The sequence below is a fragment of the Sphingomonas sp. BK069 genome (assembly GCF_014193405.1).
Classification (GTDB): domain Bacteria; phylum Pseudomonadota; class Alphaproteobacteria; order Sphingomonadales; family Sphingomonadaceae; genus Sphingomonas.
The window spans coordinates 446,878-459,647 of the sequence record NZ_JACHZH010000002.1; the positions used below are offsets into that span (position 1 = coordinate 446,878).

General features: G+C 72.5%; 13 protein-coding genes. 10 read left to right on the plus strand and 3 right to left on the minus strand.

Annotation, left to right across the window (positions count from 1 at the left end; all coding sequences use genetic code 11):
* The first annotated feature begins 392 nt into the window (after positions 1 to 392).
* Positions 393 to 1,742: a NupC/NupG family nucleoside CNT transporter gene (locus FHY02_RS10695; RefSeq protein WP_183921901.1), complete on the plus strand. Its 1,350-nt coding sequence runs from the start codon at positions 393 to 395 to the stop codon at positions 1,740 to 1,742.
* 170 nt (positions 1,743 to 1,912) lie between these two features.
* Here the strand turns inward: FHY02_RS10695 and FHY02_RS10700 are convergent, their stop codons facing one another.
* The 3 genes from FHY02_RS10700 to FHY02_RS10710 form a co-directional block, all read right to left on the minus strand.
* Complete coding sequence (locus FHY02_RS10700) at positions 1,913 to 2,953, minus strand: mannose-1-phosphate guanylyltransferase/mannose-6-phosphate isomerase (RefSeq protein WP_221189957.1); 1,041 nt, start codon at positions 2,951 to 2,953, stop codon at positions 1,913 to 1,915.
* Positions 2,954 to 3,150: 197 nt separating this feature from the next.
* Complete coding sequence (locus tag FHY02_RS10705; protein WP_183921902.1) at positions 3,151 to 3,621, minus strand: DUF3429 domain-containing protein; 471 nt, start codon at positions 3,619 to 3,621, stop codon at positions 3,151 to 3,153.
* A gap of 25 nt (positions 3,622 to 3,646) precedes the next feature.
* On the minus strand, positions 3,647 to 4,207 hold the full coding sequence (locus tag FHY02_RS10710; protein ID WP_183921903.1) for a Uma2 family endonuclease: 561 nt from the start codon (positions 4,205 to 4,207) through the stop codon (positions 3,647 to 3,649).
* A gap of 132 nt (positions 4,208 to 4,339) precedes the next feature.
* On the opposite strand from FHY02_RS10710, the gene FHY02_RS10715 reads away from it, so the two are divergent.
* The 9 genes from FHY02_RS10715 (at position 4,340) to FHY02_RS10755 (ending at position 12,755) form a co-directional block, all read left to right on the plus strand.
* Positions 4,340 to 6,778 (plus strand): flagellar hook-length control protein FliK, encoded by a 2,439-nt coding sequence (locus FHY02_RS10715; RefSeq protein ID WP_183921904.1) that lies wholly within the window; start codon positions 4,340 to 4,342, stop codon positions 6,776 to 6,778.
* A 16-nt stretch (positions 6,779 to 6,794) separates the two neighbouring features.
* On the plus strand, positions 6,795 to 7,454 hold the full coding sequence (fliL, locus tag FHY02_RS10720; protein ID WP_183921905.1) for a flagellar basal body-associated protein FliL: 660 nt from the start codon (positions 6,795 to 6,797) through the stop codon (positions 7,452 to 7,454).
* Between the two features lie 6 nt (positions 7,455 to 7,460).
* Positions 7,461 to 8,429 (plus strand): flagellar motor switch protein FliM, encoded by a 969-nt coding sequence (locus FHY02_RS10725; protein WP_183921906.1) that lies wholly within the window; start codon positions 7,461 to 7,463, stop codon positions 8,427 to 8,429.
* Positions 8,426 to 8,716: a flagellar motor switch protein FliN gene (gene fliN / locus FHY02_RS10730; protein ID WP_132908390.1), complete on the plus strand. Its 291-nt coding sequence runs from the start codon at positions 8,426 to 8,428 to the stop codon at positions 8,714 to 8,716. Before FHY02_RS10725 ends, fliN begins: the two co-directional genes overlap by 4 nt.
* Before the next feature lie 14 nt (positions 8,717 to 8,730).
* Positions 8,731 to 9,057, plus strand: coding sequence for a flagellar biosynthetic protein FliO (locus FHY02_RS10735; RefSeq protein ID WP_183921907.1), 327 nt, complete (start codon positions 8,731 to 8,733; stop codon positions 9,055 to 9,057).
* A 293-nt stretch (positions 9,058 to 9,350) separates the two neighbouring features.
* The gene (fliP, locus tag FHY02_RS10740) at positions 9,351 to 10,274 is read left to right on the plus strand and encodes a flagellar type III secretion system pore protein FliP (protein ID WP_260158635.1); all 924 of its coding nucleotides are present in this window, start codon (positions 9,351 to 9,353) and stop codon (positions 10,272 to 10,274) included.
* Positions 10,275 to 10,355: 81 nt separating this feature from the next.
* Complete coding sequence (locus FHY02_RS10745) at positions 10,356 to 10,637, plus strand: flagellar biosynthetic protein FliQ (RefSeq protein ID WP_183921908.1); 282 nt, start codon at positions 10,356 to 10,358, stop codon at positions 10,635 to 10,637.
* Positions 10,638 to 10,848: 211 nt separating this feature from the next.
* Positions 10,849 to 11,631, plus strand: a complete 783-nt coding sequence (gene fliR, locus FHY02_RS10750; RefSeq protein WP_183921909.1) for a flagellar biosynthetic protein FliR — start codon at positions 10,849 to 10,851, stop codon at positions 11,629 to 11,631.
* Positions 11,631 to 12,755 (plus strand): flagellar biosynthesis protein FlhB, encoded by a 1,125-nt coding sequence (locus FHY02_RS10755; RefSeq protein ID WP_183921910.1) that lies wholly within the window; start codon positions 11,631 to 11,633, stop codon positions 12,753 to 12,755. Before fliR ends, FHY02_RS10755 begins: the two co-directional genes overlap by 1 nt.
* The last annotated feature ends 15 nt before the right edge of the window (positions 12,756 to 12,770 follow it).

The following is a 12,770-nucleotide window of genomic DNA, read 5'->3' on the forward strand; positions in this document are numbered from 1 at the left end:
AAGCGACTCCCCAAGATCCTCCCCGCTCGCGGGGAGGGGGACCGCCCGGCGCAGCCGGGTGGTGGAGGGGGGGCTGCCACAGACGGATCGCGTCGTGGCAGGCGTGGGCGGTCCGTATCGCGTCATCCCAAACCCTCGAACGCCAGCTCCCGCGGACAGCCCCCTCCGCCACCGCGCTGCGCGCGGCGGTCCCCCTCCCCGCCAAGCGGGGAGGATCTCAGCGCTTCGCATCGGAGGATCGGAGCTACTCCCCCCAACCCGTTGCGAATCCGGCACACCCTCGCCGACTCGCGCGAACATGGCTGGCGGCGCGCGGCCACCGCTGTATGATCGGCCCCCGCGTGTGCGCCTCCGCCGCGCGCCTCCGACGCGGCTCACATCAAAGAAGACGAATGCAGAGAATCCTGATCGGTCTCGCGGGCATCGCGGTGATCCTGCTGCTCGCGGTGCTGCTCTCCGCCGACCGTCGCGCGATCCGCCCGCGCGTCGTCGGCAGCGCCTTCGCGCTCCAGGCGCTGATCGCGGTGATCGTGCTCTACTGGACGCCCGGGCGCGCCGCGCTCGCCGGTGCCTCGGCGGGCGTCGCCGCGCTGCTCGGCTATTCGCAGCGCGGCACCGAGTTCCTGTTCGGCAATCTCGCCAGCCCCGCGGTGGGTGGGCAGAGCTTCGCCATCGCCGCGCTGCCGGTGATCATCTTCTTCGCCAGCCTGGTGTCGATCCTCTATTATCTCGGCGTGATGCAGCTGGTGGTGCGCTGGCTCGGCGGCGCGATCGAGAAGCTGATCGGCACCAGCAAGGTGGAGAGCCTGTGCGCCGCCGCCAACATCTTCGTCGGCCAGAGCGAGTCGCCGCTGGTGATCCGCCCCTATCTCGCCGGGCTCACGCCGCCGCAGGTCTTCACCGTGATGACCAGCGGCATGGCGGGCGTGGCCGGGACGATCCTGGCCGCCTATGCCTCGATGGGCATCAGCATCGACTATCTGCTCGCCGCCAGCTTCATGGCGGCGCCGGGCGGGATCCTGATGGCCAAGATCATCATGCCCGACCGTTGCCTCCCGCCCGAGGGCGAACTGGCGCTGGGCGACGTGCCGGGCGAGCCGCGCGAGGTCGCGCTGGCCGACCATCGCCGCACCGCCGCGGGGATCGGGCCGGCGGCGCTGCCGAGCGAGGCGGCGCACCCGGTCGCGGGCGAGCCACTGCCCGACGCCAGCCACGACGAGGAGAAGCCCGCCAACCTCATCATGGCGGCCGCACAAGGCGCGCAGACCGGCGTCAAGCTGGCGGTGGCGGTGGGCGCGATGGTGCTCGCCTTCGTCGCGCTGGTGGCACTCGCCAACGGGCTGCTCGGCGGCGTCGGCGGCTGGTTCGGCCATCCCGAGCTGAGCTTCCAGGGGATGCTCGGCTATGTCTTCCAGCCGGTGATGTTCCTGCTCAACGTGCCGTGGCGCGAGGCCGGCATCGCGGGCGGACTGTTCGGCGAGAAGATCGTGCTCAACGAGTTCGTCGCCTATATCGATCTCGGCAAGCAGGCGGCGCAGCTCAGCCCGCGCACCATCGCGATCGTCACCTTCGCCCTGTGCGGCTTCGCCAATTTCTCGTCGATCGCGATCCAGATGGCGGTGACGGGCAGCCTCGCGCCCAACCAGCGCCCAACGATCGCGCGGCTCGGCCTGCGCGCGCTGGCGGCGGGGAGCCTGGCGAACCTGATGAGCGCCGCGCTGGCAGGGCTGCTGATCGGCTGAGGGGCCACAATCCTCCCCTGCAAGGGGTGGTGGCATGCCGAAGGCGTGACGGAGGGGTGTCACCGGTTGTGAGTTCAGCGACACTCGCCGGCCGGATCACTCCTCCTCCGTCAGCCCTGCGAGCTGCCACCTCCCCTTGCGCGGGAGAATAGAGCCGATCCGGACCGCCCCTACCGCTTCATCGCCTCGAGCAGCAGCTTGACGTCCTGGCTGCGGCCGCGCGGCAGGATCAGGATGTCGCTGCCGCTGGCGACCACGATCAGGTCCTCGACCCCGACCATCGCCACCTTGGCGCCGTCGCTGCGCACCAGGCAGTTGCGCGTGTCGAGCAGGAGCACCTCACCCGCGACGACGTTGCCGCCGGCGTCGCCCGCGCTGATCGCGTGCAGCGCGTCCCAGCTGCCGACGTCGCTCCAGCCCATCGCCACCGGCACCACCGCGACCCGCTCGGCCTTCTCCATCACCGCATAGTCGATCGAGTCGGAGGGCGAGGCGGCGAAGGCCTCGGCGTCGGGATAGATGCGCGCGCCGTCGTGCCGCGCACCGTCGAGCGAGCGCTTCACCGCCGCCAGGATATCAGGCCGGTGCGCCTCCAGCGCCGCCAGATAGGCCTCGGCGCAGAACAGGAAGATGCCGCCGTTCCAGGCATGGTCGCCCGCCGCCACCATCGCTTCGGCGACGTCGCGCTTCGGCTTCTCGACGAAGCGCGCCACGCGGTGGACGCCCGCGGCGATCTCCTCGCCCACCTTGATATAGCCATAGCCGGTCTCGGGCGCGTCGGGGGTGATGCCGAAGGTGACCAGCCAGCCCTGCTCGACCAGCGGCAGCGCGGCATGGATCGCGGCGTGGAACGCCTCGCGGTCGGCGATGACATGGTCCGACGGCATCACCAGCAGCGGGCTGTTGCCCTTCGCCACCAGCGCGGCGAGCGCGATCGCGGGCGCGGTGTTGCGGCCCGTCGGCTCGAGGATCAGCGCGCTCGGCGCCGCCCCGATGCCGGCGAGCTGCGCCTCCACCTCATCGGCGTGCGCGGCGTTGGCGACCACCACGGGCGCGGCGAAGGCGTCGCCGTGCGCGCGTGCCGCGGTGAGCTGGAGCATCGTCTCGTCCGCGGTCAGCGCCAGCAGCTGTTTGGGCTTCTCGGGCCGCGACATCGGCCACAAACGGGTACCCGATCCACCCGAGAGGATCACCGGCACGATCTCGGTCAACGTTATTCCCTTTCCCCCGGGGCGCGCGCGGCGCCCGCTTCGTCCGTGACAACACCCCGGCGGGCGCTTGGGTCCCGTACGGCCCTTTGTGCGGTGCGGCAATTGGCGTTAACCGCGTAACTGTTCCACCTTTAGCCGTTCTTCGTGAAACGCGGCAGCAAGGCGGTAACGCGTCGACGCGCCAAGCACCGTACTTCTCAGCGAGTCACCACCCAGGCCCAGCAGGCGGCCAGCCCGGCGCAACCGATCAGCAGCTGGGGTACGCGCAGCCGCGCGAAATGCGCCGGCGCGTCGCCGCGCAGTGCGGCGCGGCGGTCGAGCAGCGCCGCCAGCGCGTAGCCCGCGGCGAGCAGCGCCACCGCGGTGGCCGCATAGGGTACCAGCAGCGCCAGCCCCGCGATCGTGACATAGGCCACGGCGGCGGCGAGCTCGACCGCGGTCGAGGCCTGAGGGCGCGCGAAGCCGAAGCCGCGCCGCACCCCGCCGATGAACGACAGGATCAGCGCGCCCCAGATGATCGCCAGCCGCACCGCGAGCACGCCCCAGGATGCGGGCAGCACCCAGGCACCGACGCCGGCGGCGACGAGCGGCAGCATCGGGCCGAAGCCGAAGACGAGGCTGTCGATCGGGATCGACCGGTCCGTGGGAGTCGGTGCGTGCGTCGCCATCGCCCCCGAACGCGCGAGCGCGCGATCAGTCGCGCGCAAACGTCTCGTCGGCGGGCAGCACGATCGCGAGCGACGGCAGCGCCACGTCGCGGCGCGCGGGCACCGTGTCGATCCACCCGCCCTCGACGCGCTGGCTGACGATCACCCATTCCTCGCCGGGATCGACGAACAGGATCGTGTCGACGCTCGGCAGCGCGCGATATTCCTCTTTCTTGACGCGGAGATCGTGGTCGCGCGTGGAGGGCGAGAGCACCTCGACGATCACCCGCGGCGCGGTCAGCCGCGTGTCCGACTCGCGGTCTCCCGCCGCACCGCAGTCCACCGTCACGTCCGGGTAGCGCACCGAGCGGTCGTGCGTGGCGACCGCCATGTCTGAACCATAGGCATGACAGCCGCTGCCCCGGACGCGTTCCCGCAAGAAACTGATGATGTTGGCCTGCACCCGTGCGTGTTCGCGCGAGCCGCCCGTCATCATGCGGATCACGCCATCGTCGAGCTCGGCGCGCAGCTCCGGACCGAAGTCGATCTGGAGGAACTCCTCGGCGGTGAGGAAGCGCGGGTCCTGGAGCGCGAGCAGGCTGGCCATGCCCTTACTATAAAGCCTGCGCGCCGCCGCACCAAGCGGCTCCGCCGGTCGGGCACTCCTCCGCCTCCGCGCAAACGGCACGGCTCTTGCTGATGGTGGGCCGTATCCTTCCACCAGCGCCCGGAGCCTGCCTTGACCACGATCGCGAGCCTGCTGCTGACCGCCGCCCCCGGCGCGCTGGCGACCCCCGGCGCCCCCGCCGGCGAGTCGCTCGCCGCCGCGGCGGGCGGGCGCGCCAGGCTCGCGGTGGCGGGCGGCACCTTCCTCGATCTCGTCGCGCCCGGGCTCGACGTCGCGGCGGCAGCCGCGGGCGGTGAGCGGCAGGCGCTTGCCGTTCCCGGCAGCGACTTGCCGCTCGCGCCCGGCGAGGGCGCGCTGCCCGCGGCGGGTCCGACGGGCGAAGCCGCGCTCGCCTGGCTCGCCGACGCCACCGGGCTGGACGTGCCGCCCGCGCCCGTGCTCGCCGACGCGGTCGCCGCGCCGGCGGCACCGCGTCACGGCGTGCCGCTGCCCGCGGGCGCCGTGCTGGGCCGCACCGCGGCGGTACGGCGCGCGATCGCGCCCGAACTGCCCGCGCCGGCGCGCGAGACCGTCGCCGCTGCCGCGCCGTCGCTCGCGGCGGACCGCGCCTCGACCGCGGAGGAGACGGCGACGGCGGAACCGGCGGCGGCCGAGACCCCGACGGTGGCGCCGGGCGAGCTGCCGCCGGCGACGCCGGTCGTGGCGGCCGACCCGCCGCCCCCGACCGCGCTGCCGGTCGCGCCCGCGCCGAGCGCGTCAGCGGCGACCACCGAGGCTGCCGCCGCGTCCGTCGCGACGGCGATCGCCGCGCCGGCGCGGGCCGCCGTGACACGCGAGGCGGCGCCCATCCCCTCACCCCCGCGCGACCCGATCGCGGCCGAAGCTCGGCCGGGCAGCGCTCCGTCCGCCGGGGCGGCACCCACGACGGCGGCGACGCCGACACCCGCGGCGCCGACGGCGCCGCCGCAGGCGGCCGCCGCCGACGACGGGCGCGCCAGCCGGGGCGGTTCGCCCGTCCCGGCGGCCGAGTCGGTCGCCGCCGCGCCGGCGCCGATGCCGCGCGACGCGGCAGGTGACGCCGCCCCGAGGCGCGCCACCGCGCCCGCGCCCGGCACTGCCGCCGGGTCGCTGCTCCCCACGCCAGCGGTCCCTGGGCGCACCGCGCGGTCGCACCCCGCACCCGACACGGCCGGGCCGAGCGCCGCGACGACGTCGCCCGGCGACACGACCGCGACCGTCAGTGCCGCGACCGACCCCGGCCCCGCGCCCTCACGCGCCACCGCGCGCCGCGCCGACTCGACCGACGCCTCGTCGCGCCCCAACGGCGCCGCGCAACCGGCGTCGGCCCCGGTCACCGTGGCGGACGAGATCGCTCCGGGCGTCACCGCGCCGGCACCGTCCTCGATCGCGGCCGCCCCTCCCGCCACTGCACCGTCGAGCGAGCCTGCCGGCGTTCGGCCAGCGCCGCAGCCCGCCGTCGCGACCGAGACCGCGCCCGCCGCGGCGGCGCGCGGCAGCGAGCGCGCGCCGGTGACGAGCCCCGCCCCGCGCGCGGCCGGCTCCCCCGCCGCATCGTCGACGGCGCGTCCGTCCGCCGCCGCCGCCCCGGTCGCCGCCGCGGCGCCCGCCGCGCCTGCCGCCAGCGTCCCGCCCGTCATCGCCGCGGCGGCGCCGGCGCGGGTCGACGCACCGCTGCCGCTCGCCACGTCGGCGTCGCCCGCCCCGGCGCCGGTCGCCCTCTCCCGCGCCGCGCCGGCCGACCCGGTGGCGACCGTCGCACCCGAGTCGACCGCCACGCCGACGCTCGAGCCAGCGCCGCGCGCCGCGGTCGCGCCGGCGCCCGCGACCGCTCCCACGCTCGCTCCGGCGGCGCCCCCGATCGCGAGCGCGGCGCGTACCTTCGCCGACGCGATCCACCGCGCCGTCACCGCCGACGAGCGCGCCGCGCCCGCCGAGCCGCTGCCGACCGCGCAGCTCGCCCAGCCCGCCACCGGCGCGATCACCGCCGCCGCGGTCGCCGCGCCGCAGCCCGCCACCCAGCAGCCGCTCGACATGACGCACGGGCGCTGGCCCGAGGCGATGATCCACCGTATCGAGATGCTGCGCGACATGGCCAATGCCAATGACGTGCGCATCCGGCTCGTCCCCGACGCGCTCGGCGCGATCGACGTCGCGCTGCGGCGCGATGGCGACACCGTGCAGGTCCAGCTCGTCGCCGAGCAGCCGCAGACCCGCGCGCTGCTCGCCGAGGCGCAGCCGCGCCTCCAGGAGATGGCCGAGCAGCGCGGCATCAAGCTCCAGCACGGCGGCGGCGCGACCTCGGGCAATGGTTCAGGGGGCACCGGCGCCGGCAGCACGCCGCAGCAGGGCCAAGCCTCGTCCGGCGGGTCGCAGGCGTCGCAGACCGCCGCCGGCCAGTCGCACGGCAGCCACGCCGGCCAGCAGCCCGATCGCCAGCAGCCGCAGGCGCAGCAGCAGCGCGCGCCGCGTGCCCCCGCCTCCGCCCGCCGCGTCGCCGACGCGGCCTCCACCGACGACCGTATCGCCTGAACCGAGGGAATGACCGATGAGTGACACCGAAGCTGCCGCGCCCAAGAAGAAGGGCAAGATGAAGACGATCCTGGTCGGCGTCGTCGGCGTCGTCGTACTGCTGGGCGGCGGCGTCGGCGCCGGCCTGTACGCCGCCAACTCCGGGCTGGTCGGCGGCGGCGGCGCGCACCCCGCGCTCAAGGAGGATCCCAACAAGCCCCATCTCGTCCCCAAGAGCGAGCAGAAGCGCGCCGGTGAAGGCGGCGAGGGCGGCGAGGGTGGCGAGGGCGGCCACGGCGGCGGCGAGAGCGCCGAGGGCGGCGAGGCCAAGAGCGAGGACCACGGCGCCCCCACCCCCGAGGGCGCCGGCGGCGAGCCGTACGCCTCCAACTACTACGCGATGGACAAGGAGTTCACCTCCAACCTCCAGGACTCGGTGCACTTCGTCCAGGTCGGCATCGCGGTGTCGACGCCCTATGACGACAAGGTCATCAACAACCTGAAGACCAACGACATCGCGATTCGCTCGGCGATTCTCATGACGCTGGGCGACACGACCGAGGATCAGGTCTTCACCAGCGCCGGCAAGCAGCAGCTCCAGAAGCGGCTGGTCGCGTCGATCAATCAGACTCTGCGCGAAAAAGAGGGATTCGGCGGCATCGCTAACGTCTACTTTACCAACTTCGTGGTTCAGTGACCGGGCATGGTTAACGAGCCCGACCTCTCCGACTTCGGCCTGGAGCCCGACGCCACCGAGCGGCGCGGGCGTGGGCGCACCGACTCTCCCGTCGGCGTGACCCACCTCGGCGCCGGGTCGGGGGCGGCGGGCAAGCTGCATCCCTTCGGCGACCTCCACACGCTGCAACATCTCTCGGCGCGCGCCGCGCGCGGGGTGCGCCAGGTGTTCGAGGGCTATTGGCGCAGCGAGACGCGCACCTGGGCGGAGCCGCTCGAGGTGCTGCGCCTCGCCGACTATCGCGCCGCACGCGGCGACAAGCTGACCGCCTATCTGCCGCTGACGATGGACGGGCGCCCCCTGCTGGTGGTGCTCGACTCACAGTTCATCGCCGAGCTGCTCGACCTGTTCTTCGGCGGCACCGGCGACGTCTCGCCCACGCTGGCGCTCGAGTTCACCCCCGCCGCCGACGTGCTGGCGCAGCGGGTCGCCGCCGCGATGGCGCGCACGTTGCAGGGCGCGTGGGAGCCGCTGGCACGCGCGCGCTTCGGCGCCGAGCGGTGCGAGCTGGGCTCCAACCTGATCCAGGGGATCGAGGGCGACGACGTGGTGATCTCCACCCGCTTCGGCCTCGCGCGTGGCAGCGCCAAGCCGCTGTTCGTCGACGTGCTCTACCCCGTCGCCACGCTCAAGCCGCACACCGTCGCGCTTACCGGCAAGGTGGTGGCCAAGCCCGCCGAGGTCGACGCCGAGTGGCGCACCCAGCTCACCCGCGCCGCGATGGGCGTGCGGCTGCCGGTGCGCTCGGTGCTGGCCGAGCCGACCATCTCGCTCGCCAAGCTGATGGACCTGAAGGAAGGCGACGTCATCCCGATCAGCTTCGGCCCCGACGTGCCGATCGTGATCGGCGGCGTCGCGCTCGGCATGGGCACGGTCGGCACCTCCAACGGACGCGCCGCGATCCGCATCTCCAAGCTCGAAGGACCCCTGCTATGAACGACATGACGAGCGGCTTCACGATCGACGCGGCGGTCGCCGCCAACCTGCGCATGCTCCAGGACGTCGACGTCAAGCTGACGGTGGAGATCGGCTCGACCACACTGTCGCTGCGCGAGCTGCTCGCGCTCGGCGAGGCCAGCGTGATCGAGCTCGACCGTCAGGCGGGCGAATTGCTGGATGTTCTGGTTAACGGCACGTTGATCGGACGCGGCGAAGTCGTCACGGTGGGCGACCGCTTCGGGGTGAAGATGACCGAGCTGGTCGCGCCCGAGAAGCGGGGCTGAGAGGCGACGCGCGTATGATGTGGACCTATATCCTCAAGCTGGTGGTGCTGCTGCCGCTGGTCTGCGGCTTGATGATCGGGTGCCTGTATCTGTGGCGGCGGCTCGAGACCCGGCTGCCGGGCAAGACCGCGACCCGGATGATCGCGGTGCGCGAGACGATGATGATCTCACCCGGGCTGCGACTCGCGGTGATCGATTTCGAGGGCAGCCGCCTGCTCGTCTCGGTCGGGCGCGGCGGCGTGACCCTGGTCGACAAGACGCCGGCGACGGGCGAGGGCGCCGCCGCACCGGCCGACCCGGTCGAGGCGGCGCGCGCGCTGGCGCGGGAGTTCCGCCGGTGAGCGGGGGTGCGATGAGATCCTCCCCGGAACGGGGAGGGGGACCGCCGGCCGCAGGCCGGTGGTGGAGGGGAGCTTCCACGGACGCTGCGCTGCGTGGCGAACCCCCTCCACCACTCGCCTCCGGCGAGCGGTCCCCCTCCCCGCCATGCGGGGAGGATTTAGTGAGCGCCCTCTCCTTCCGTCATCCTGAACTCGTTTCAGGATCCACCGTGCCGCAGGGCTGGAAGCCGCGGCAAGCTGGGCGACGTGGATCCTGAAACGAGTTCAGGATGACGCTGGGGAGGAGGATGCGGATGCCACTGATGCAACAGACCTACACCGTCACGCGCACCGGCGGCACCGCGGCGCTGATCCGCGCGCGCGCGGCCAAGCGCCAGCACGCCTGGCGCGTGCTGCTCGCGCTCGCCGCCATCGCGGTGATGCTGTGCGTCGCCTTCCCCGCGCTCGCCCAGGTCGCGGCTCCCTCCGGACCCGCCGCGCCACCGCCCGGCGCGCCCGCGGCGCCCGCGCCCGGCGTCGGCGACGCGGTCGACCGCGCGCTCGGCCAGCTCTCGCGCGGCGACGCCTCGAGCACGCCCGGCAACGGCTCGCTGTCGCTGTCGCTGCAAGTGCTCATCATCATGGGGTTGCTCACGATCCTGCCCGGGATCGTGCTGATGATGACGAGCTTCACCCGCATCATCATCGTGCTGTCGATCCTGCGCCAGGCGATGGGGCTGCAGCAGACGCCGCCCAACCAGGTGCTGATCGGCCTGTCGCTGTTCCTCAGCTTCTTCGTGATGGCGCCCGCGATCAACCAGATCAACACCACCGCGATCCAGCCCTATTCGCAGGGGCGCATCGGCGGCACGCAGCTGATCCAGGCCGCCGGCGCGCCGCTCCACGCCTTCATGGAGAAGCAGACGCGCGTGAAGGACGTCACCATGTTCGCCGAGATGGCCAAGTCCGGCCCCTATGCCAGCCCGCGCGACATCCCCTATTCAGTGCTGCTGCCGGCCTACGTGACCTCCGAGCTGAAGACCGCGTTCCAGATCGGCTTCCTCGTCTTCCTGCCCTTCATCGTGATCGACCTGGTGGTGGCCACCGTGCTGATGGCGCTGGGCATGGCGATGCTGAGCCCGACGATCATCTCGCTGCCGTTCAAGCTGCTGCTGTTCGTGCTGGTCGACGGCTGGGCGCTGACGATGGGCAGTCTCGCCAACAGTTTCGCGACCTAGTGGTAGAGGTGCGTTAACCAAGTTCCGCCATAGCGCGCCTGTTCCGACCCCGCGTCCGGGGTGACGCCATAGAGAGCCCGCATGCACCCGCTCGTCGACGCCGACTATTTCCTGACCGTCGCCAACCAGACGATGTGGGTGCTCGCGCTCGCCGCGGCGCCGATCCTGATCCCGGCGCTGCTCTCCGGACTGATCCTCGGCATGGTCCAGGCGGCCACCTCGATCAACGAGCAGACGCTGAGCTTCGTCCCCAAGCTGGTGGTGGTGGCGGTGTCGATCATGGTGTTCGGCGCGATGATCCTGGGGCTGCTGAGCGACTTCACCACCGAGATCTTCGCGCGCATCCCCGATCTGGTGCGGTGAGCGCGTGACCGTGCTGCCCCCTCCTTCTTCTCTTCGGTTCCCCGGGGAAGGCCGGGGCGGAGGTGGGGGACGTTCCGTGCCGGCCACAGCGCTCCACCCAACTGGACCCCGGCGTTCGCCGGGGATCAAGCGTGAGGGGGAACGGTGTCGCTGCCCCGGGCGCCGTGCTCCTGCCTGCGCAGGAACACGGAACATCGAGCCCCGGCGCTAGATGCTCGGCTTCGGCCTCGCCATCGAGCCGCAGCTGTGGGCGATGATCTTCGTGATGATCCGCGTCGGCGCGGCGTTCGTCGCCGCGCCCGTGTTCAGCAACGTCTCGGTGCCGCTCACCGTGCGGGTCGCGCTGTCGGGCGCGATCGCGGTGCTGGTGCTCGGCACCACGCCCGTGCAGGTGCCGCAGACGGTGTTCGCGCTCGCCACCTTCGTCGCGGTCGCGGCCGAGGCGCTGGTCGGGCTGGCGATCGGCTTCGTGCTCCAGATCGCCTTCGCCGCGCCGCTGGTGGCGGGCGAGATCATCGGCGGCTCGATGGGGATCGGCTTCGCCAACATGATCGACCCCAATTCGGGCCGCTCCAGCCCCGCGATCGGCCAGTTCCTGTCGATCATGATGACGTTGCTGTTCCTCTCGCTCGACGGGCATCTGGTGCTGGTCGACCTGGTGGTGCGCAGCTATCGCGCGCTGCCGCCCGGCGCCTCGTGGCTGGCGGCCGGCCAGCTGCGCGACATCGCGCTGTTCGGCAGCTACGCCTTCGTCGCCGGGCTGCTGCTGGCGCTGCCGGTCGGCTTCCTGCTCTTGTGCCTCAACCTGGTGATGGGGATGGTGTCGCGCTCGGCGCCGTCGCTCAACCTCTTCTCCGTGGGGTTGCCGGTCAGCCTCGCCGCCGGCGTGATCAGCCTCGCGATCGCGCTGCCGGCGATGGGTGACTATATGCAGGTCATCGTCCGCGAGGGCCTCGCCGCGGCGCAGAGCCTCGTGCTCGCGGGGGCGCGCTGATGTCGGAGGGTGGCGACAAGACAGAAGCCCCGACCGACAAGCGTCGCAAGGACGCACGCGAGAAGGGCGACATCCTCAAGAGCCGCGACCTCGCCACCGCCTTGGTGGTGCTGGCGGGCGTGGCGTGGCTGATGTTCTTCGGCCCCGCGCTGCTGGCGGCGTGCCGCGGCGTGATGGCCTCCAGCCTCACCTTCGACCGCGCCGACGTCGAGGATTTCGCGCCGTGGCGACCGCTGGTCGAGGCGGGGTGGAAGCTCGCCATGCCGCTCGGCACCTTGTTCGCGATCACGATCGCCGCGGCGGTGGTCAGCCAGGCCGGGCTCGGCAGCTTCGGCTTCAACGGTTCGCTGCTCGCGCCCAAGGCCTCGCGGATCAACCCGGCCTCGGGGCTCAAGCGCATCATCGGCATGTCGGGCTGGATCGAGCTCGGCAAGTCGCTGCTCAAGGTGATCCTGCTCGGCTCGATCGGCACCTGGATGGTGTGGAAGACCGCGCATTTCAGCTTCGGCCTGGCCGCCTCGAACCTGCCGGTGGCGCTCGCCGGGCTGGGCGCGACGATGACCAACGTGCTGCTCGTCATGGCGATGGGGCTGGTGGCGATCGCCTTGTTCGACGTGCCGACGCAGATCCTCCAGCTGCTGCGCAAGCTGCGCATGACCAAGCAGGAGGTGCGCGACGAGCACAAGGAGAGCGAGGGCAACCCCGAGATGAAGGGGCATCTGCGCGCCAAGCAGCGTGCGATGCTCTCGGGCGGCATGCGCCAGGCGCTGACCGAGGCGCACGTGGTGCTCACCAACCCGACCCATTTCGCGGTGGCGCTGCGCTACGACCGCGGGCGCGACCAGGTGCCGGTGGTGGTGGCCAAGGGCCGCAACGCCACCGCTCTGGCGATCCGCGAGGCCGCCGCCGAGATGAGCCTGCCCGTGCTCGAATATCCCGCGCTCGCCCGCGCGGTCTATTACACCAGCCGCGAGGGGCAGGAGGTGCGCGACGACCTGTACGTCGCGATCGCCACCGTGCTCGCCTTCGTCTTCGGGCTCAACGAGCGCGCCGGCGGGCGGATGCCGCCGGTCGACGTGCCGCTCACCGCGCGGTTCGACGAGAATGGCAAGAAACAGGGGTAAATTTCTGCCGCGAGC